The sequence below is a fragment of the Pseudoalteromonas sp. S1608 genome, assembly GCF_005887265.1.
Taxonomy (GTDB): Bacteria; Pseudomonadota; Gammaproteobacteria; order Enterobacterales; family Alteromonadaceae; genus Pseudoalteromonas; species Pseudoalteromonas undina.
The window spans coordinates 216,809-237,837 of sequence record NZ_PNDK01000014.1; the positions used below are offsets into that span (position 1 = coordinate 216,809).

Annotated in this window: 22 protein-coding genes; 16 read left to right on the forward strand and 6 right to left on the reverse strand. The window is 39.1% G+C overall.

Going from position 1 to position 21,029, the window contains the following annotated elements:
* Positions 1 to 10: 10 nt before the first annotated feature.
* Positions 11 to 1,111, forward strand: a complete 1,101-nt coding sequence (locus CWB75_RS07215) for a DUF418 domain-containing protein (RefSeq protein WP_502704779.1) — start codon at positions 11 to 13, stop codon at positions 1,109 to 1,111.
* A gap of 43 nt (positions 1,112 to 1,154) precedes the next feature.
* A complete protein-coding gene (rluF, locus tag CWB75_RS07220; protein WP_109874940.1) occupies positions 1,155 to 2,144 on the forward strand; it encodes a 23S rRNA pseudouridine(2604) synthase RluF in 990 nt (329 codons plus the stop codon).
* A gap of 62 nt (positions 2,145 to 2,206) precedes the next feature.
* Here rluF and CWB75_RS07225 read toward each other — a convergent pair whose 3' ends face one another.
* Both CWB75_RS07225 and CWB75_RS07230 read right to left on the reverse strand, forming a co-directional pair.
* A complete protein-coding gene (locus CWB75_RS07225) occupies positions 2,207 to 5,275 on the reverse strand; it encodes an efflux RND transporter permease subunit (protein WP_138570262.1) in 3,069 nt (1,022 codons plus the stop codon).
* Positions 5,276 to 5,277: 2 nt separating this feature from the next.
* On the reverse strand, positions 5,278 to 6,360 hold the full coding sequence (locus tag CWB75_RS07230) for an efflux RND transporter periplasmic adaptor subunit (protein ID WP_041709337.1): 1,083 nt from the start codon (positions 6,358 to 6,360) through the stop codon (positions 5,278 to 5,280).
* Between the two features lie 122 nt (positions 6,361 to 6,482).
* On the opposite strand from CWB75_RS07230, the gene CWB75_RS07235 reads away from it, so the two are divergent.
* Both CWB75_RS07235 and CWB75_RS07240 read left to right on the forward strand, forming a co-directional pair.
* Positions 6,483 to 7,385 carry a LysR family transcriptional regulator gene (locus CWB75_RS07235; RefSeq protein ID WP_138570263.1) on the forward strand — a complete coding sequence of 301 codons (903 nt, stop codon included), beginning with the start codon at positions 6,483 to 6,485 and terminating at the stop codon, positions 7,383 to 7,385.
* Positions 7,375 to 7,680, forward strand: a complete 306-nt coding sequence (locus CWB75_RS07240) for an MGMT family protein (protein WP_055012013.1) — start codon at positions 7,375 to 7,377, stop codon at positions 7,678 to 7,680. The genes CWB75_RS07235 and CWB75_RS07240 overlap by 11 nt, the downstream gene beginning before the upstream one ends.
* 219 nt (positions 7,681 to 7,899) lie before the next feature.
* Here CWB75_RS07240 and CWB75_RS07245 read toward each other — a convergent pair whose 3' ends face one another.
* The 4 genes from CWB75_RS07245 to trhA all read right to left on the reverse strand — a co-directional run bounded on the left by CWB75_RS07245 (position 7,900) and on the right by trhA (position 11,019).
* Complete coding sequence (locus CWB75_RS07245) at positions 7,900 to 8,907, reverse strand: acyltransferase family protein (protein ID WP_249362309.1); 1,008 nt, start codon at positions 8,905 to 8,907, stop codon at positions 7,900 to 7,902.
* Positions 8,908 to 9,067: 160 nt separating this feature from the next.
* Positions 9,068 to 9,565: a hypothetical protein gene (locus CWB75_RS07250; protein WP_138570265.1), complete on the reverse strand. Its 498-nt coding sequence runs from the start codon at positions 9,563 to 9,565 to the stop codon at positions 9,068 to 9,070.
* 107 nt (positions 9,566 to 9,672) lie between these two features.
* The gene (locus CWB75_RS07255) at positions 9,673 to 10,101 is read right to left on the reverse strand and encodes a hypothetical protein (protein ID WP_138570266.1); all 429 of its coding nucleotides are present in this window, start codon (positions 10,099 to 10,101) and stop codon (positions 9,673 to 9,675) included.
* 288 nt (positions 10,102 to 10,389) lie between these two features.
* Positions 10,390 to 11,019 (reverse strand): PAQR family membrane homeostasis protein TrhA, encoded by a 630-nt coding sequence (gene trhA / locus CWB75_RS07260; protein WP_138570267.1) that lies wholly within the window; start codon positions 11,017 to 11,019, stop codon positions 10,390 to 10,392.
* Positions 11,020 to 11,300: 281 nt separating this feature from the next.
* Here trhA and CWB75_RS07265 point away from each other — a divergent pair, with 281 nt between their 5' ends.
* From CWB75_RS07265 to CWB75_RS07320, 12 genes are all read left to right on the forward strand, one after another.
* A complete protein-coding gene (locus CWB75_RS07265) occupies positions 11,301 to 11,579 on the forward strand; it encodes a hypothetical protein (RefSeq protein ID WP_054201634.1) in 279 nt (92 codons plus the stop codon).
* A gap of 228 nt (positions 11,580 to 11,807) precedes the next feature.
* Positions 11,808 to 12,386: an LON peptidase substrate-binding domain-containing protein gene (locus CWB75_RS07270; RefSeq protein ID WP_171039099.1), complete on the forward strand. Its 579-nt coding sequence runs from the start codon at positions 11,808 to 11,810 to the stop codon at positions 12,384 to 12,386.
* Between the two features lie 70 nt (positions 12,387 to 12,456).
* A complete protein-coding gene (locus tag CWB75_RS07275; RefSeq protein ID WP_010388914.1) occupies positions 12,457 to 13,080 on the forward strand; it encodes a sigma-70 family RNA polymerase sigma factor in 624 nt (207 codons plus the stop codon).
* Positions 13,073 to 13,747, forward strand: a complete 675-nt coding sequence (locus CWB75_RS07280) for a ChrR family anti-sigma-E factor (RefSeq protein WP_010388913.1) — start codon at positions 13,073 to 13,075, stop codon at positions 13,745 to 13,747. Before CWB75_RS07275 ends, CWB75_RS07280 begins: the two co-directional genes overlap by 8 nt.
* An 8-nt stretch (positions 13,748 to 13,755) precedes the next feature.
* Positions 13,756 to 14,709: a YbgA family protein gene (locus tag CWB75_RS07285; protein ID WP_138570269.1), complete on the forward strand. Its 954-nt coding sequence runs from the start codon at positions 13,756 to 13,758 to the stop codon at positions 14,707 to 14,709.
* Entirely contained in the window at positions 14,709 to 16,103 is a 1,395-nt protein-coding gene (phrB, locus tag CWB75_RS07290) for a deoxyribodipyrimidine photo-lyase (RefSeq protein ID WP_109874948.1), read from the forward strand. Before CWB75_RS07285 ends, phrB begins: the two co-directional genes overlap by 1 nt.
* Before the next feature lies 1 nt (position 16,104).
* Positions 16,105 to 16,533 (forward strand): nuclear transport factor 2 family protein, encoded by a 429-nt coding sequence (locus CWB75_RS07295; protein ID WP_075170211.1) that lies wholly within the window; start codon positions 16,105 to 16,107, stop codon positions 16,531 to 16,533.
* Between the two features lie 2 nt (positions 16,534 to 16,535).
* Positions 16,536 to 17,246 (forward strand): SDR family NAD(P)-dependent oxidoreductase, encoded by a 711-nt coding sequence (locus tag CWB75_RS07300; RefSeq protein ID WP_075170210.1) that lies wholly within the window; start codon positions 16,536 to 16,538, stop codon positions 17,244 to 17,246.
* Positions 17,243 to 18,496, forward strand: a complete 1,254-nt coding sequence (locus CWB75_RS07305) for an NAD(P)/FAD-dependent oxidoreductase (RefSeq protein WP_138570270.1) — start codon at positions 17,243 to 17,245, stop codon at positions 18,494 to 18,496. Before CWB75_RS07300 ends, CWB75_RS07305 begins: the two co-directional genes overlap by 4 nt.
* Positions 18,489 to 19,226: a DUF1365 domain-containing protein gene (locus CWB75_RS07310; RefSeq protein WP_010388906.1), complete on the forward strand. Its 738-nt coding sequence runs from the start codon at positions 18,489 to 18,491 to the stop codon at positions 19,224 to 19,226. The genes CWB75_RS07305 and CWB75_RS07310 overlap by 8 nt, the downstream gene beginning before the upstream one ends.
* 49 nt (positions 19,227 to 19,275) lie before the next feature.
* Positions 19,276 to 20,538, forward strand: a complete 1,263-nt coding sequence (locus tag CWB75_RS07315; protein ID WP_138570271.1) for an SAM-dependent methyltransferase — start codon at positions 19,276 to 19,278, stop codon at positions 20,536 to 20,538.
* Positions 20,516 to 21,016: a DUF2878 domain-containing protein gene (locus tag CWB75_RS07320; protein WP_010388904.1), complete on the forward strand. Its 501-nt coding sequence runs from the start codon at positions 20,516 to 20,518 to the stop codon at positions 21,014 to 21,016. The genes CWB75_RS07315 and CWB75_RS07320 overlap by 23 nt, the downstream gene beginning before the upstream one ends.
* Positions 21,017 to 21,029: the final 13 nt, after the last annotated feature.

Below are 21,029 nucleotides of genomic sequence, written 5' to 3' on the forward strand. Positions count from 1 at the left end.
AGGATAGGGTTTGCGCAATTATAATATGGACTTTATAAGGGGCATAGCAGTACTTGGACTGGTATTTATTAACTGCTATTCCTTTGCAATTTTTGAACTCAATTACACTCCACTTACCACACCTCCAGCTAGCGATAATTTTTTACACACCTTAAGCCTTATATTTGTTGAAGGGCGGTTTCGCACATTATTTACGTTATTATTTGGTGCTGGTCTTTATATTCAGTTTCAGCGTCAGCAATGTATTCAGCCATTAAAAAAACGCCTATATTGGCTTATTGTGTTTGGCTTAATACATGGGTTGTTACTGTGGGCGGGTGACATTTTGTTTTTATATGGGGTGTCAGCATTACTGGTATTACGCTATTTAGATTACACGGACGAAGAGCTTAAAAGCAAAGCGGCCTTTTTTACTTTTATCGCTTTACTTGCCACAGCAATGTTTATGTTAGGGCTTAATGAAGAACCACTCTATAGGGATTCTCCCGAGTTTTACCAGATATATAATAGTTATTACCAAAGTATTGGTGCGCATTTTAGCCAAAATATAACAATGAGCATTTATATGTTGCTAACAGTGCCTATTTTATTACTGTGGGCAAGTGCTGGCTTTATGCTAATTGGTATTGTTGCCTACAAATGTAATGTGTTTAGTGATGGATTTAGCAGGTCGGGGCTAATTAAACTTGCTGTGTTAAGTGTGTTGCTGACTAGCTTACGATTAGTGTTAGAGTCATATGAACAAGGTATTGGTTATGCGTTACAAGAGCCTGTTAATGAATTGGCTGCTTTATGTGTGGCGCTGCTTTATATTCATTTAATCGTTAAACTATGCAATAACAGCGCGCAAATAGGGGGGCTCATTCAACACGTAGGGCGGTTAGCGTTTACTTTATACATAAGCCAAACCATTATGCAGTTATTATTGTTTAAAGTGCTTTTCCCTCAGTGGGCGCTTAGTTTTAACCGCATTGATTATTGGCTTGTTGCTATTTGCTTAGTGGTTGTACAGCTTATGTTTACTGCACTCTACTGTCGTTATTTTAAGCAAGGGCCTCTTGAATACCTATGGCGTAAATTAGCGCAAATTAAGCGCGAAAAAATAGCTTGAGTAGTTTAAACTATGCGCCTTTATATTTAAGAAGATTTGCCATATGACAGACTTAAAGCGTTTAAATAAATTTATTAGTGAAACAGGGTTTTGCTCACGCCGTGAAGCCGATAAATATATTGAGCAAGGTCGTGTTACGGTTAATGGCGAATTACCCGAAATGGGTGTTAAAGTCGCACAAAGCGATGTGGTATTGGTTGATGGTAAGCCATTAAAAGCACCACCAAAACGGGTTTACATTGCTTACAATAAACCAGTAGGTATTACCTGTACCACAGAACGAAAAATTCAAAGTAATATTGTAAAAGCGGTTAATTATCCTGACCGTATCTTTCCTATTGGTCGCTTGGATAGGCCCTCAGAGGGGTTGATTTTTTTAACCAATGAAGGGGATATCGTTAATAAAATCCTTCGTGCTGGCAATAACCACGAAAAAGAATACGTGGTTACCGTAGATAAACCACTTAACCGTCAGTTTGTGAATAAAATGGCCAACGGTATTCCTATTTTAGATACCGTGACCAAAAAATGTAAAGTGACGCAAACGGGTGCCCAGCAATTCACTATTATTTTAACTCAAGGTTTAAATCGTCAAATCCGTCGTATGTGTGAATATTTAGGCTACGAAGTGGTTACATTAAAGCGTGTGCGTATTATGAATGTAACCCTTAAAGGGTTGAAGGTAGGGCAATGGCGTCACTTAAGCGATGCAGAAATGGCGGTTATTAACGACTCGATTGCTGATTCAGGTAAAACACAAGAACACTCGTTGTATGACGATAGTACATCGAATAATAACGTTGGGCTAACCACAAGCAACCAAGCAAAATCAGTGCATAAGCGTGAGTATCAAGGTGACAAGCCTCGAGGTACAAAGAACAACGAACAACATAAGCAAGCCAACAAAAGCAGCCGTAATACGCCATATCAGAAACGTTCAACGACCTATGTTGGTAAATCAAATGCCAATAAAGCCAATTCCGCATCAGGAACTAAAGCTAAGAGCAGTGGCACGTTAAGCTTAAAAAAGTAATTAAGTTGGTATAAATCAAGCAAATAAACAACGCAGCCTAGGCTGCGTTTTTTTATTAATGATTAAGACTGTTTAGGGTAGTCAATTCTAAACACCACAGTGTATAAAACCGGCACCACAATCAGGGTTAGTATGGTGGCAAAACCTAAGCCAAACATAATGGTGACCGCCATTGATTGAAAGAATACGTCAAATAATAATGGGATCATGCCAAGTATTGTAGTGATAGCGGCCATGGCTACAGGGCGCACACGGCTTACGCCTGAGTCAAACACAGCTTGATAGGGTGATTTTCCTTCACTAAGTTCTAAGTTTATTTGATCGACCAATACAATACCGTTTTTAATCAGCATGCCGCTTAAGCTTAATAAACCCAGTAGCGCCATAAAGCTAAAGGGGGCGTTCATTACTAACAAGCCTGCGCTTACACCAATAATAGCCAATGGTACGGTTGCCCATATAACTAAGGGCTTTTTCACTGAGTTAAACAGTAATACTGTTACCGCAAACATGGCTAAATAACCCAGCGGTAACGAACCAAAAATAGCCTTTTTCGCTTTGCTTGATGATTCGAACTCACCGCCCCATTGCATTTCATAGCCTCGCGGTAAATCAATTGCCTCAACTTCAGCGCGAACTCGAGCAAATAATTTTGCAGGGGTTTCATCACCCAATACATCATGATCAGCCATTACCGTTATGGTACGTTTACGATCACGACGCATAATTAAGCTGTCTTCCCACTCAACAATAAATTCATCAACTACTTGAGTTACCGGCACAAACACGCGTAATACCGGACTGTAAATTTGTAAATCGTGAACACTGTCTACATTTAGGCGCTCGCTAGCTGGTGAGCGGGCAATAATAGGCAACAATTGCGTACCATCACGATAAACACCCACCTGCTTACCCGACAGGCTCGTTAACAGAACTTGGTCGAGATCAAACTTGGTGATCCCCAAGCGGCGTGCTTTTTGTTCGTTAAATTGGGGGCGAATCATTTTAGTGCGTGCACGCCAATCATCGCGAATGTTAAAAGCACCGTCGTCTTTGGCGATAATTTCTTTTGCTTGAGATGATAGCTGTCTTAATATCACCGGATCGGGGCCTGAAAACCGCGCCTCTATTTTAGCATCGGTTGACGGGCCAATTTCCATTGGTTTTACTTTTAGCTTTGCTGACAGCGGATGTTGCTGTGCGTAATCACGCACTTTTTGCATTACTTTAGCGACCGCATCACGGTTTGTGACACGAATAATTAACTGCCCATAAGCAGGATAAGACTTTTCTGGCGCGTAAGTTAGCATAAAGCGCGGCGCACCTTGGCCCACCGTACTGGTTATTTCTGTGACCAGTTCATCCTTTTGCAAATAAGCTTCGAGCTGTTTTATGCCCTCAAGGGTGGCACGAATATCAGCACCTTGATCTTGCCAGTAATCCACATAAAACATCGGTGTATTTGAGGCTGGAAAAAACGATTGTTTTACCGAGCCAAATCCCACTACAGCGCTGCATAAAAGGGCAACCATAAGGACTAAGGTTGTTTTTCTAAAGCGCATAGCTAAATTTAATATCGCTTTATAACCATTGAATATGATGCCTTGATAAGGGTCTTCATGTTCTTGATTATGTTCGTGTTTAAATTCGGTTTCTTTAAACATTAAATGGGCAAAAAACGGGGTGAGGGTAATTGCGGTGATCCAGCTTAATAGCAATGAAATAAACAGCACCCAAAATAAGCTGCCAGCAAATTCACCACTGGCATCTGAGCTTAAACCAATAGGCGCAAAAGCAGTTATAGCAATGACCGTTGCGCCAAGTAGTGGCCATTTCGTTTGATCTACAATATTAACTGCGGCTTTAAGCTTTGTTTGACCGCGCTTAAGGTTGATGAGAATCCCTTCGGTAACAACAATGGCATTATCAACCAGCATACCTAGCGCAATAATTAGCGCGCCTAATGATATACGCTGTAGATCAATTGCAAACAGCTTCATAAATATAAAGGTGCCTAATACCGTCAGTAATAAAATACCGCCAATAAGAACACCGCTTTTCAAGCCCATAAAAATAAGTAGCACAACAATAACTATTGCAATGGCTTCTATTAAGCTAACAATAAAACCATCTACAGACTGCTCTACTTCTTTTGGTTGGTTATACACCGAGCTAATATCAATACCATGTGGGCGTTGATATTCAAGAGATGCTAAATGTTCATCTATGTGCTTACCTACATCAACAACATTAACCCCAGACATAAACGAAACACCAATAAGCAGCGCCTGTTGTTGATTGTAATGAATGATATTGGTCGGTACTTCAGCATATTCACGGTACACTTGTGCAACATCGCCTAAATAAATTAGTTCGCTCGCACCAGGCTTTGAGATTAATAAGGTTTCCAGCTCCGTTACATCTTTAAATTCACCGGTTGGATGTAAGCGAATAGACTCATCACCGACACGAATACGTCCAGCGTTAGACACCGTGTTTTGTGATTGCAGCAAGTCATAAATATGACTAGGTGCAATACCTAGCTGTGCAAGCTTGCGGGTCGATACCTCAACCATTACTTGTGGTTGTTGTTGCCCAGCAATTGTGACTTTGCTCACACCTTTGACTAAAACAAGTTCACGCTTTAAATAGTCAACATAGTCTTTTAATTCATCATAAGAGTAGCCATCGCCAGTAACGGCAAACATAACGCCGTAAACATCGGCAAAATCATCAATTACATTACTCGGGTAAACACCACTTGGCAGCGACGGACTTAGGTCGTTAATTTTTCGACGCATTTCATCCCATATTTGCCTTAGCTCTTGTTTACGATAGTTACTTTTCATTTCTACGGTAATTTGTGATTTACCATTAGATGAAATAGAGGTGACATAATCAACATAGGGGAGCTGTTGGATGGCGTTTTCAATTGGAAATGTTACTTCTTCTTCTACCTGCTGTGGAGATGCGCCCGGATACAAAGTGATTACCATGGCTTTTTTCAAAGTAAACTCAGGATCTTCTAGCTGGCCTAAATCAAAGTAAGACACGCTGCCGCCTATTAATAGCAACAACGTAAACATCCAGCTAATGACTTTCTTTTCAATAGATAGTTGCGCAAAGCCCATAATTATAAGCCTCGCTCTTTATTCCAAGGGCGAACAGACATGCCTTCTTGTAAAGAGTGAACACCAGCAGACACAATTTGTTGGCCTTCTTTTACGCCGCTAAGCACTTCAATAGTGTCGTGATGTAATTGACCTACTTGCACTGCTTGCTTATGTACAGTGCCAGTTTGCTGATTAAAAACCCACACATAAGCATTATCGCTTAGGCTTTTATTCGGATCTGAAAAAACCGACTCAATTGGTAAAATAGTGTAGGGAGTTTGTGAGCGAGTTACTTTACTTAAATCTATCATCACTTGCCCAGACATACCCGCAAGCAAATTAAAATCTTTTGGCACCGGTAATGAAAACACCACTTTATAGGTAAGCGTTGCCGGATCGGCTTGAGTATCCCATTCTTTTAGTGTGAGTTTGTATTGCTTGTCGTGATAGCCATCAAATTCAACCATAGGTTGGTATTGGGTATCTTTTTGAATGCGCGCCACGATTTTTTCAGGAACCTGTATTTCTACATCCATAAAATCGCGAGTTTCTAGGCGCAGAACATTTTGTTTTGCTTGAATACTCTCAAAGTTTTTTACAAACACTTTAGCTACTATGCCAGCAAAAGGAGCACGAAGCTCACTGTATTCTAAATTGGTTTCTGCAATTTTAAAGGCTGACTCGGCAACTTGCTCGTTAGCAACCGCTTGATCAAGCTCTGATTGACTCGTGATGTTTTTGTCGAATAATTGTTTAATGCGTTTTAGCTGTGATTTTGCCAGTTCGTATCGTGCTTTACGTTCGTTATATTGTAATTGAAAATCCTCAGGATCTAACTTAGCCAATAGTTGTCCTTTTTCAACTTGTTCACCAGCTAATACAGGAAATTCAACCAACTCACCGTTGACCCTAAAAGCAAGATATGAGCCTTGGTTTGCAACCACTTCAGCGGGGAAGCTGCGAATGTTAGTTTGTGAATCATGACCAATGCTAAATAATTTAACCGGACGAATAGGCTCTTCTTTAGCTATATTCTCGGGCTCTGAGCAGCCTATTAAACTTAGTAATGTCGCAGATAGTAAACATAAGCGAAACAGTGGCATGATATCTCCATGATAAAAAAAGGCTAAATAAGTGTGTGCAGCATACGCTGCAAACATATAAAATAAAATTCATTAAATTTTAGAAACTCAATAAGTTTTACTTATGATGTGCTGAGTGGCCGATGAAACTTAACCAATTACAAATATTAGATGCTATTGTGCAAAGCGCGAGTTTAAGTGGAGCGGCATTAAAGCTACATAAAACGCAACCAGCGCTCACATTGGCGATTAAAAACTTAGAAGCTAAGTTAGGCTTTGACCTACTAGACCGTTCTCATTATCGTTTACAACTCACCGAAAAGGGACGTATTTTTCATCGCGAGGCTAAACAGCTATTAGCCGCTAATGAGCAACTTACTCAGCTCGCAACAGAGCTGGCATTAGGCAATGAAGCGCAATATAGAGTCTGCTACGAGCAAATTTGTCATATGCAAAGTTATAACGAGATCATAAGTAATACTTTTAAGCATTTTTCGAGTACCGAATTTCGTTTAACCAGTGGTAAGCGGTTTGTATCTTTAGAACAAGTTAATACCGGTCAAGCCGAGCTTGGAATAGGCCCGTGGTTTGATTTATTTCATGCAACTGGTGATTTAGAAAGTCTACCCATTGGTAAACTAGATATTGGCATTGTAGGAGCTAAAGGGGTTTTACCTAAGCAGCTTAGCTATGATGAATTACAGCTTTACCCGTGTTTGGCTATGTTTGAAAGTGGCTTGAGCATAGACAGCGATAGACTTTCCTATTCAAAAGGGGCTGCGGTGATGAAAATTGATGATATATCTACCTTGAAGTCTTTTCTACTTTCAGGGGCTGGTTGGGCAATGATGAGTTTAGGGCATTGTAAAAAAGAAATAGCCGCTGGCTCATTACAGCAAATCATTGTAACCGACAGAGAGCACCAGTTCAGTGCGCAAATTAGAGCCTTTCGTCAGCATGCTATGCATCATGGGCCTGTAGCGCGTAAAATCTGGCAGCAATTTAAATTACTCAGTGAGGAGTATTTAAGCAAGAATGGACGTTAATAAAGAAACGGTTATTTACACTATTATAGCCAGTATACCCAAAGGCAATGTTGCCAGTTATGGCCAAGTAGCAGCACTTGCGGGTTATCCTAATAATGCTAGGTTGGTAGGTCGTTTATTAAAAGAGATGCCAAAAGATTCGGCGATCCCTTGGCATCGAGTGGTTAATAGCCAAGGTAAAATATCGTTTCCCGAAGGAAGTGATAAATACCAAGAACAACGACAAAAACTGTTATTAGAAGGTGTTAATTTTAAGAATAATAAAGTGAATATGCGCGAGTGTAGATGGGAGTGATATCACCACTCTCGTCAGATAAGTGCCCGTGTAGGTTGGACAAGTGGCGGAGCCACGCCATCCGACAAAAATAATGAATTTACCAGAAACAACCCAATTTATCCGTTAGCGATATAAATAACTGATTTATAATGTAAGTTAAACCATCTATATTGACTGAGTGCCAATTGCAAACATTGGTAACGCCTCGTTAAGAGGCAAATAATATGTTGGCTAAAATTAGCGACGAAGGAGCAAAAGCCAACTGTTTTTTGTCCTTTTAAACGACTTGTAAAATGTTTTGTTACGTATGAACCTAGCAACGGGCTTTTCAAAATATTTAAATGATACAAATGCTACTGAAACAGTTAGAATGAAAGATAATAATAATTTCAATTCAACATTTAAATTAAGCTTGTTTACAAAAATAATAATTGGCATGTGAAGCAAATATAATGAATAAGATACTTTTCCCAAGAAGTCACCGAACCTGTTAGCTAATAGTACATTGTTATCAGGAACTAAAAATACAATGCAAAAAAATAGGGAACTCATTACAAGTAATACTTCATAGCTTAACCACATTCTTGTCTTAGCATCAGACGTAACAGATGAGATTTCTGGGTACATAGCAGGTATTAATAGTAACACTAGAATAAAGTAATGTTTCTTAAGGTATTTCGGTACCTCAAAAGACTTATAGTGCATTCCAAAAATAACCCCAATAAAAAAATAAGGTAAACTTCTTAACGTATTAAATAAATTGTAACGTACTCCGTTTATGTCTCCATATACTCGAGGAAAGTTTGCGAAAAACAGTAGGAGCATAACCGCGAATATTGAAAGGTAAATATAGCCTCTCCTATTCTTTGAAAATGACCAAAAAATCAGAAATATGAAGTAAAATTGTATTTCAGGGGGGATTGACCAAAGTATGCTATCACCATATAAAAATAGCAGATGACTAATCAGTGCATTCGTATTTGGAATGTTATAAAGACTATCATTGCCGATTAAGGACAAAACATAAGAGCTAAGTACAATAACCAAGAATAATGGAACTACTCTTGCGATTCGAGCTAATAAGTAGTGCTTGATATTAACTTTGCTGAATTCTTGGGTCAGGTATAGGTGAGACATTAAAAAGCCACTCAGCAAGAAGAACAGCATTACACCGTACGCTCCAGAGCCTCCGCCTAACATTCCATTAAGCCAATTTGTTATATCGCTAAAGTGAGTAATAAACACAACTAATGCAGCCAACCCACGCAATGTGTTTAATTTTCTAATCTCCAACTAAAACTCCGGACTTGAATAATACAGGCATCTAACACCAACATAAACGGCGCAGCAACGCGGAGTCCGGCGATCGATAGGGAGCGTATTTAATGTTCTTGTTATGCGGCAATTAATCCACCTCGAATTGAGTAAAATGCTGGCACAAAACTTTACGACCAGGGTTTTCTGATTTGTTTAGCGGTAAGTTATACAAGTCCAGTAGCAACTGTTCAATATATTTTGAGAGTCGATTTGGCAAAGCCACGTATGTGAAATATATAAGCAGCTCCTCAGAAAAATCTTTGTTTTTCCAGTGAGCGCGAAAACGTGCACCGATATTACCTTTCCCTACATATAGAGCCCGCATGTGAAAACGTTCATGCTCTGCACAATAGTCACTTTTATGCCAAAGGATATAAATCCCTTCTACTTGATTTAAATTCCAATCTTCGATGTGGTGATGACAGATAGTCTTATCACTAAACCAACCAATGTTTTGTCTGGCGAGACGATGTAACAATATAGGCTTTACAAGCTCACTGTTTGCTATTAAATCAAACTCATCATCTGCAGCTTGGTCACAGCGGCAACCGCACTCCTCAAAACAACAGCTCACTAATTCAAACACTCCTCTGTTTTATCGCATAACGCCGTTGTAACCGGCAAATAGTAGTTGGCTAAAATTTGTGAGGCACGAACAAAGCCAACTGTTATTTGTCCGCGTTTACAACTTTGTTAAGCGTACTGGGGCACATTTCTATTGCTAAATTCACTTTTAGAAACTCGACCATTTTTCAGTTTGCAAATTAAAACTGCGTCATATAAAGGGTCATGGCCGTACCAAACACCAATGTTTTTCATATGAGCTTTGTGAAGTTGGTAAGCTTCTTCATTAAATCTGTAATTAATTGATAACTCCGCAACTTGAATGTCATTTATGGAAGTCCCAGATGTGGTCGTTATAATTGAAACGGCTTTTTCTCTTAATTGTCTTATTTCAATATCGAGCTCTTTTGAAACGTTACTATTTGAATTAAGGAGATCTATCTTTAGCACCTCTCTTCCTTCACGTTCACAGAAAGCATACCCTTCAGCTAAAATGTTGCAGAGACCACTGACAGCATGATGCCCGATATTATGAACTGCTGATTGAAACCTACCCATACTCTCCGTACGCTTAACAATTTAATAGTGCGCTCATCGCGCATATTTCTGCCGACTTAACGCTCATTTATTTACTTTATATAGTTTTAACAAATTATCTAAGGCATTACTATCACTAAGTTTTCTAAAGTTTTTAGGTAAAGTTAAATTAACCAATATGCGCGCAGCGCTCATTTTCATGAATATATGCGCAAAGAGCAGTTTAACAAATCAATTAACTACGATATTTAGCCAATCTCAATGACCGCTTCTCGCTCAAACCAGACTAATCTAAATGGCTTAACCAGCCTAATAAACATAATTACTGATCGAAATATAATGGCTAACACATCCACCAATAACAAAGAGGTGCCAAATAGCATGGCTATATTGAGTATTTTTAGCACTGTAAAAAATAGTACCTACACTATAAAATAAGCCGCCAGCTAATAGCCAATAAAGTGCATTGATAGGCACGTTTAAATAAAGCGGATACACAATGGCTAATGCAAACCATCCCATTAATAAATAAGTAGCCAGTGATACTTTTTTATTGCCATTTTTAACCAATAGCTTATAAGCGATGCCTGCAAACGCTACTGTCCAAATAAAGACTAAGGTAGCCCAAGACCAGAGCCCAGATAACGACAGCAACAAAAAGGGCGTGTAGGTGCCTGCAATCAGTAAATAAATGGCGCAATGATCACATTTTTTGTAAAACGCTCTCAACCTCGGGCGCACACTGGCGTGATAAAGCGTTGAAGATAAAAATAAAATAAACAAGCTACTGCCGTATATCAGAGTACTGGCATAGCCTTTCACACTATTAGTTTGTTTTACTAAATCCCAAACAACAAAAGCAGCGAATACAATGCCTAAGGCATGACTAATAACATTTAACAGCTCTTCTTTTTTAGAATAGGGAGCTTCAAAAGACATAACAGATCCTACCACTTTGCGAATGAATTTTAGTGTACATGTGTACGCTGAAATTTTCAAATACGAAATAAAGTCATTAATTTACTGAACATTAACAAACACACTATTATTTGGTTTTATTTTTAAATTCATTGGTCAAAATTACTAATCTAGATTTTGTGGATTTCTTTTCAATTTATTTATTTTATTTTAAAACAATGGCTTATAAAGTTTTTCCATTGTGGCATAGCCCTTGATTGTAACTAAGCGTACTAACCAATAAACAAACAAGGAATACTATTATGAATACTTCAATCAACATCACAATCGCAAGCTTACTTGTATTAGGTTCAACTAACGTTAACGCTACAGAAGTCGATTTAAATATTACTGATATGCTTACTAATACTGTGTCTACTTATGTGTCACAGGCTAGCAACGAACTTGAAAAGTCAGTAAAAGAAGCCGTTTCTTTTGATGCACAGGTTATTCTTGACAGCTTACTTGAAAGTAATCCTGTGGTTGATAATAGCAACATGGACGAAAAACAACGTGTAGTAAAAGCACAACCAAAGCAATAAAAAGGGAATAAAAGTAATGAACAGTGAGTTCGAATTATTAGCCTTAATGTTGGCACCTGTGGCAAGTATACTGAGTGTTTATTACTTGGTTTACATGATAAAAAATGTGGGAACGAGGTTTAATTAGCGGATGCATTTGCACTGTAAAGCAATTGATGTAACTAAAGCTGATCGACTTGAATAAAGCGCACGTAAATAAAGGCAGAGTGTTTGAAAGAAGTAGACTTTATGAAACGTGCGATTTTCCCATTACCTATATTTATATTACCTGAAGGCTATACGCGATTACGTATATTTGAGCCTCGTTATTTAACGATGGTAAAAAACGCATTAAAAACCAATAGCGGTTTTGTTTTATGTACCTTTGAGCATGACACCCCGTTAAACATAAGCGCCCAAGGCTGTTTAATGGATGTTATTGACTTTGATCAAGACGAAAGCGGTATGCTGTTAATTGATGTATTTGCATCTAAGAGTGTGCAAATAGATAACGTGTATCAAGATGAGCAGGAACTTCGCCATGGTGATGTATCCGCTTGCAACACACCTTATTGGTACAACAAAGATAACCACGAAATTGGTCAACACCAACTTTTACAAGTAGCACTAGAAGACGTTTTTGCGAATAACCCCGATTTGCAATCGCTTTATAAAACCACCAAATTTAATCAGCTTGCGTGGATTGTGGCGCGTTGGCTTGAATTACTTCCCATTTCTATTGATAAAAAACAACAACTTGCATTTGAGACTAACTTTGATAACTTGCTTAGTTTCCTCCATACTGTGATTAATAACGAATTTGCCTAAAATAATTATGATCCGCTTGTAACCATTGCTCGTAATGGTATTCACTAAAGCAATAACGGGACATTTTACTATGGTAAGTCAACAACAATCACTAAGTTGTGAACCTAACACAGGTAAGTACACTGCCATGCCAGAAACACCAAGTACGGAACTCAGGGAAGCATTAGTTAATGTAGCTCAATCTCGCGATAAAAAATCTTTCGCGTACTTGTTTGAATATTTTGCACCTAAGATTAAGCGCTTCGGCATAAAGCAGTTTGGTGTAGAAGCCCAAGCAATGGAATTAGTTCAAGAAACCCTCACTTCCGTATGGCGAAAAGCCCACTTATACAATAGTGAAAAGGGTGCAGCTACTACTTGGGTCTATACCGTAATGCGTAACGCCTCTTTTGACATGCTTCGTAAAATGAAAAGTAACAAAGAGGAAAATATTAGCGAAGACATTTGGCCGTTATTGAACGAATCTGAAGATACACATCACGAATACAGCGACCACCTTGAAGACCAGCAAATTAAACGTTATTTAGATAAATTGCCTCAAGCGCAAAGAGAAGTTGTGCGCGGCGTTTATTTTCAAGATATGTCGCAAGAGCAGTTAGCTCAACAATTAAACATTCCAGTAGGCACGGTAAAATCACGATTACGTTTAGCCTTGCAGAAATTACGTAATGAAATGGGAGATCAGCATGATTAAACATCACCCGAGTGAAACACTACTGACACAATACTGTGCAGCAACACTTCCAGCATCGCTTAGCCTTGCCGTATCAATACATGTTGATATGTGCCCAGTGTGCCAAGCTAAAGTTGAAAAACTTGAAGCGGCTAATGCGCGAGCAGTTTTTAGTGACAATATGGATGTGGCAACTGATGAGCAAGCCGATCAAGCCGATGATGTAATTGAATCAAGTTTACTTGATATGATCACGGCCGATGACTCGATTGATGAAGTATATTCTGTTGAACCAGTTAGTATTAATGTTAATGAGCATAATTACAGCTTGCCGAGAGCTTTAACACGGATCTCGCATGGTAAATTTACCCAAGTAGGTAAGCTTGCGCGTTCTCGAATCGCACTTGATGATGGTCACTTACGTTCAAGCTTGTTACATATAGATGCTGGTGGAGAAATTCCGGAGCACACACATACCGGCTTTGAGGTTACTTTACTGCTTGATGGTGAATTTACAGACGAAGAGGGCAGTTATGTTCCTGGGGACTTTATTTGGCAAGATGGCCGTCATCAACACACCCCCCTAACAAAAGAGGGATGTTTGTGCTTTACTGTTGTTAGTAGTGCGCTACATTTCAATAAAGGACTTAGCAAGTTACTTAACCCAATTGGTGGCTTGATTTATTAAGAGAATCTATGCAAACAGATACAATAAAAATAGGTATTAGCGCCTGCTTGGCAGGCGAAAAGGTAAGATTTGACAGTGGCCATAAAAAATCAAATTTTTGTATGGAAGAGCTGGCCAAGCATGTTGAATATAAAATGTATTGCCCAGAGGTTGCGGTAGGATTACCAATACCTCGTCCAACCATTCGTCAAGTAAAAACAGGCGATACTATCAAAGTGTGTCGTCCGGATGGCACGGGAGATGTTGGCCCACAGCTCACAGAATATGGTAAAAAAATAGCTACAGAACAAGCAGGGCACCTAAGCGGATTCGTTTTTTGTGCTAAGAGCCCAAGCTGTGGCATGGAGCGGGTAAAAATCTACAATGAAGCAGGAACCGGTAACACCTCTGAAGGCGTTGGTTTCTTTGCTGAACAAATCATGAAACATAATCCCTTACTACCTTGCGAAGAAAATGGACGTTTAAACGACGTTCATTTGCGCGAGAACTTTGTAATGCGTGTTTATACATTACATAACTGGCAACAGTTAGTGAAAGAGCCCGTTACTGTGCATCGTTTGACCCAGTTCCATGCTCAATACAAATATTTGTTAATGGCTCATAATTATCAAGCGTATCGTGATTTAGGCAATCTACTCGGAACGTTTGTAGGTGACGATGTTAATGCTCTAGCCGACGAGTACATTTTAGGTTTAATGAATGCGCTTAAACGTCCTGCTTCAAGAAAAAATAATTCTAACACGTTGATGCATTTGCAAGGTTACTTCAAAAAAGATTTATCAAAAATCGAAAAAGAAGAAATGCGAGATGCAATTGATGAGTATCGCCAAGGGTTGGTGCCGCTTTATGTACCACTAACATTGCTTAAACACCATTTAAAGGTTCACCCGAATGAGTATTTAAGTAAGCAAATTTACTTTAACCCTTATCCTAATGAACTTAAGCTACGTTACTGTTTGTAATGAATACACTATTTTGGTTTAGGCGCGATTTGCGCCTTTTTTCTAACGAGGCGCTGATCGAAGCGCTAAATAATGGTGCTAAACACGCCATTTTTTTTGTGTGCGAAAAACAATGGGCACAGCATAATACTGCTGCCATTCAAATTGACTTACTTAAACGCAGAGTGAGTTATATTCGCGAAAAGCTTGCCAAATATGGCGTAAATTTGCATGTAATAGACGCCCCTTTTTTTGCCGATTGCCAAACTAAACTTCTCGATTTTTGTCAGCAACACGATATTAAACACATAATAGCCAACACTGAGTATGAGCTAAATGAATTTAATAGGGATAAAGCGATTCAGGCACAGTGCGACCAACAGCAAATAACATTTACTTTATACGAGGGTGATATCATTGCTCCCGTAGGTAGTGTACGCACTCAAAATAATGAGATGTATAAAGTATTTACACCGTTTAAACGCGCATGGTTAAAGCAGTATCAAGATACACACTTTAGTTTAGTACAGTGGCCGTTATCTGAAGAGCCGATAGAAATTGAACCGTGTGAGTTACTCTGTGGTGATGAAAGTTCAAAAAAATGGCCCGTTGATGATGATACTCTATCAACCGTAGTCGATAACTTTATTCATGATAAATTAGCAAGCTATGATGACGTACGAGACATACCCAGTGTAAAAGGAACATCGGGCTTAAGCCCCTATTTAGCACTAGGGGTTGTTAGTAGTAAACAATTAATGGTTAATATACAACAACATTACCCCGATATACTGACCACCTCAAAAAGTAAAACGTTTACCTGGGTTAACGAACTGATCTGGCGTGAATTTTACAAACATTTAATTGCTGAATTCCCAAAACTTTCACGCGGTGCCAATTTTAACGAAAAGTACGATAGTGTGAGTTGGCGTGACAGTGACGCTGAGTTTAAGCAATGGTGCGAAGGCCGTACAGGCTATCCACTTGTTGATGCCGCCATGCAACAGCTTTTGCAAACAGGCTGGATGCATAATCGTTTGAGAATGGTGGTTGCGAGTTTTTTAACTAAACACCTACTGATTGACTGGCGTAAAGGCGAGCAGTTTTTTATGCAGCATCTTATTGATGGCGATTTAGCCTCAAACAATGGTGGTTGGCAATGGGCGGCAAGTACCGGCTGTGACGCACAACCTTACTTTAGGGTATTCAACCCCATTACCCAAAGTGAACGCTTTGATCCAAATGGTGATTTTATTCGTAAATATCTGCCTGAATTACAAAAAGTGCCAGATAAACACATTCATTTCCCACATACTTACTTAGCAGCAACGGGACAAAGTGAACACTGTTACTGGCCAGCAATAGTTGATCATAAAGCGGCACGAGCGAGGGCTTTAGCTGCATTTAAGGTGTGATATGGATAACCAATTATCAGTCGATAAATTTGTAGAAATATATCAAAAGCTTGATAAAGATAACCTAGAGTTATTAACTGAAATTTACGCTCAAAACATTCACTTTATAGATCCGCTGCACGAAATTAATGGTCTTGAAGATCTAAGACGTTATTTTTGTGGTTTATATAGTAATGTTAAGTATTGTCGATTTGACATAACCGACTCATTTACCAGTGATAATAATGCATTTGTATACTGGACAATGCATTATTCTCACCCAAAACTTAACGCGGGCAATACAATTTCAGTGCAAGGGCACAGTAAACTAGTATTTGAAGGTGCGAAAATTATTAAACACCGCGATTACTTTAATGCTGGAGAGCTTTTGTATAAGCATATTCCATTACTGGGCAACATTATTAATTTTATTGATAAAAGGGCTGGTTAATTATGATTACGCTTATTACAGGTGCAACATCAGGCATAGGTGAACAACTCGCGATAAAGTATGCAGAGCAAGGTGACACAGTCATTGCGTGTGGACGAAATACGCAAAAGCTCGCAGAACTTGCCAAGCATAACAACATAGAAACCTGCCAGTTTGATGCTACTAACTTGCAAGATATTAAAGCTGCCACTCTCGGCTATCCGCAATTTGACCGCGTTATTCTTAACGCCGGTAATTGCGAGTATGTTGATGATGCACGCAATTTTGATAGCGCCCTCTTTGAGCGTGTTATTAATGTTAACTTACTTTCTATGGGGTATTGCTTAGAAGCTCTTTTACCCAAAATAACATCAGGCGGCCAATTAGTGATGGTCAGTTCAAGTGTTACTTATTTACCTTTACCGCGTTCAGAAGCGTATGGCGCATCAAAGGCGGGCGTAAGCTATTTAGCTAAAACCCTTGCGGTTGATTTAAACGACGTTGATGTAACACTAGTCCATCCTGGTTTTGTAAAAACACCGCTTACAGACAAAAATGATTTTCCTATGCCTATGGCTGTTAGTGCTGAAAAAGCGGCTGACTATATAATCAAAGGCGTAAAAAAACGTCGTAAAGAAGTCCATTTTCCGTATCGTTTCACACTTATATTAAAAGCACTGCGAATACTGCCACTTTCGCTTTGGCTTAAAATTGCAAAAGGATTAACCCGTTGAAAAAAATAGCAATAATTGGGACTGGTGTATCAGGTTTAACTTGCGGACACCTATTGCATAAGCATTATGATGTCACACTATTTGAAAAGAATGATTATATTGGTGGCCATACTGCCACAGTTGATGTAAATCACAGCGGTATTAACTACGCAGTTGATACCGGTTTTATCGTATTTAACGATAGAACATACCCTTACTTTGAAAAGCTGCTTGAACGTATTGGTGTAAAACGTAAACCGACCCAAATGAGCTTTAGTGTTCATAATGAAGCAACTGGCTTTGAGTATAACGGGCATACATTTACTAGTTTGTTTGCTCAGCGCAGAAACATAGTGAGACCTAAGTTTTGGCGTCTTTTGTACGATATTGTGCGCTTTAACAAACTGTGCAAGGCTTTGTATGAAAAAGGCCAATACACTGAGCAATCACTTGGTGAGTTGCTACAACAACATCGCTTTAATGACTTTTTTAAATACCACTATATTTTGCCAATGGGTGCAGCTATTTGGTCGACAAGCATTAAAGAAATGGAAAACGTGGGCGTAGAATTTTTTGTAAAATTCTTTTTTAACCATGGTTTATTAGACATTACCAATAGGCCGCAATGGTATGTTATTCCGGGTGGCTCTCGTGAATACATTAAACCGTTGATAGCTGGTTTTGCTGATAAAATACAGTTAAACACTGACATTAAATCGGTAACCAGAGACGAGCAGGGAGTCACCATTACTTTTGCTGATGGTCAGCAAGCCCTGTTTGATAAGGTTATTTTTGCGTGTCATTCAGATCAAGCGTTAGCTTTACTCGGTGATGCCTGCGAGCAAGAAAATAAGGTGTTGGGTGCTATTCCATACACTGAGAACTCGGTGGTATTGCATACCGATGTTTCATTATTACCAGATAGGAAAGCAGCTTGGGCGAGCTGGAATTACTTACTAAATAATAATACCGACAAAGCCGCTGTTGTTACTTATCAAATGAATATACTTCAAGGAATAGAGTCTGATACCCAATTTTGTGTCACTTTAAATCACTTAGAAGGGATTAATCAAAGTAAGATTTTACGTGAGTTTACTTATCACCATCCTGTGTTTAATCAACAATCTATTGCTGCTCAACAGCTGAAAAATACGGTTGACGGGCAAAACAATACTTATTTCTGTGGGGCTTATTGGTATAACGGCTTTCATGAGGATGGTGTGCGCAGTGCCGTCGATGTTGCAAAACAACTTGGAGTAGAGTTTGACTAATGCAGTGTATTTAGGCGATGTAAAGCATCGCCGTTTTGCTGTAAAACATCATGCGTTTAATTACCCACTTTATATGATGTGGGTTGATTTAAATAATACTCATGCGCTTAATGGCGTCCATAAGCAGCTTGGAACTTCAGGGTTTAAAGCATTGAAGTTTGAGCAATCTGATTATTTAAAAGGGTTACCCGATAGTCATCATCAGCCCATCATAGAGCGAGCTCATGCGCAGCTAGCCCAGTTAGGGGTAGATGAGAAATTTAGCCATGTGTACCTGCTAGGGCAATTACGCTGTTTGGGGATTTATTTTAGTCCAGTTAACTTTTACTTTTTTGGCCAACAAAACAATGAGTTTAGCTATATGGTGGCCGAGGTGAGTAATACCCCATGGAATGAACGACATTACTACTTGGTTCCACTACAAAAAAAAGTGAACTTTAAGAAAGTATTTTCCGTATCACCCTTTATGAATTTGGATATGAACTATCATTGGACTGTTCGTCAAAAGAAAGACAATATACTGATACGTATAGAAAATAAGCGCGATGAAGAACTACTTTTTGATGCATCGTTAAGGTTACAGCGTCAACCCTTGTGCAATAAACAAATGAGCAAGTTGTTGAAGCGCTTTCCTGCGATGACATGGTCTATTTTCAGAGGTATTTACTATCAGGCATTTAAATTGTTTGTTAAAAAAGTCCCATTTTTAGGTCATTCAGGCAAACTTTAAATTTAATTTATGTTGCTTTATAAGTAATAACAATAATATAGGTAAGTATATGGAAAAGGTATCGAGCTTACGCGTTCAGGAACGCACCAGTTGGTTTACTAATTTGTATAAAAAGTTAGTGTTTAAAGCGTTCTCGTCAATTGAAACGGGGCAGATAGTGTTGGTTGAGAATAACCAACAGTCTGTATTTGGGGATGCGTCTTCAGAGCTGAAAGTTACTGTCACCGTTAACGACAATGCCATGTATAAAGCGTTCGCTCTTTCTGGTAGCGTGGGTGCGGGTGAGTCTTACATTCTTGGGCAATGGCAATGTGATAATTTAACTCGGTTAATCGAAATTTTTGCGATTAACCAAGATCAACTAGATGCATTTGAAAAAAAGTTCGCGTTTTTTAGCAACATCGCTCACCGCATAAACCACATAAAAAACAAGAACTCACATGCGGGTTCAAAAAAGAATATTGTCGCTCACTATGACTTAGGAAATGATTTATACGAGTCTTTTTTAAGTAAAGAAATGCTTTATTCGAGTGCAGTATACCCAAGTAAAGATGCTAGCTTAGAACAAGCACAGCAGTACAAGCTACAACGTATATGCGAACAAGTTGAGCTACAACAAGGTGACACTGTTATTGAAATTGGTACCGGGTGGGGCGCGTTTGCTATTTATGCCGCTACTCATTATGACTGCCATGTCACAACTACAACCATCTCTGACGAACAGCACGATTATGTTGCTAACAAAGTTAACCAGCTTGGACTTGAAAATAAAATAACCTTGCTCAAGCAGGATTATCGCTTATTGACTGGGAAATACGATAAGTTAGTTTCAATCGAGATGATAGAAGCCGTTGGGCATGAATACTTACCCAGCTTTTTTACTAAGTGCGGTGAGTTATTGAAAGACAACGGTGCTATGCTTATTCAAGCAATTACGATTAGTGACCAGCGTTATCAACACTATTTAAAAAATTCAGACTTTATACAACAGTATATTTTCCCCGGTGGGTGTTTGCCTTCGCTTAACGAAATGAGTGAACAAATTAAAAATAACACCGACATGAATATTCACACCATAAACGACATTGGTGCTCACTATGCCCGCACTCTTGCTGATTGGCGAGAGCGTTTTATTGCCAGCTGGCCAAAGCTTGATAGCGATAAGTTTGATGATCGTTTCTATCGCTTATGGCTTTTTTACCTTGCCTATTGCGAGGGCGCATTTAGAACCCGAGCAACCAGTACCGTGCATTTAATGGCACGCAAACCCCGCTTTACGAGTAGTAATGATGAGATTGCACTCGCTTATTAATTTTGCGCTGTTTCAAGTAGTGTGGTTTATGTGCCTGCTACTTGAACAACACGCAATTGTATACTCTGCTGTAGTCATCGCTTTGATGTTTTACTTATCAGCACAAAAAAAACAAGATGCTTTGCTGGTTTTAAAAGCCCTGCCACTAGCACTGTTGTGTGAGTTTATTGCGGTTCAGTTAGGGTTATTCGAATTTAAAGTCGATCCGCTGCCATTTTGGTTGGTGTTTTTATGGGTCGCATTGTTGCTGTGTATCAATACCTCTATGTCGTTTCTGACAAACCTTAAACCATGGCAAGCATTTGCTGTGTGTTTATTATTTGCCCCTGGCAGTTATTGGGCCGGCTCACGATTTGAGGTATTAGAGTTAGGGATGCCACTGTGGCAGTTTTGGCCACTTTACGGTGCTTTATGGGCTGCAACATTTACGTTTATTTTATTTTTAAACGGTAAAATAGGCGAGTTTGTTAAGCAATAACACAATACAGTTT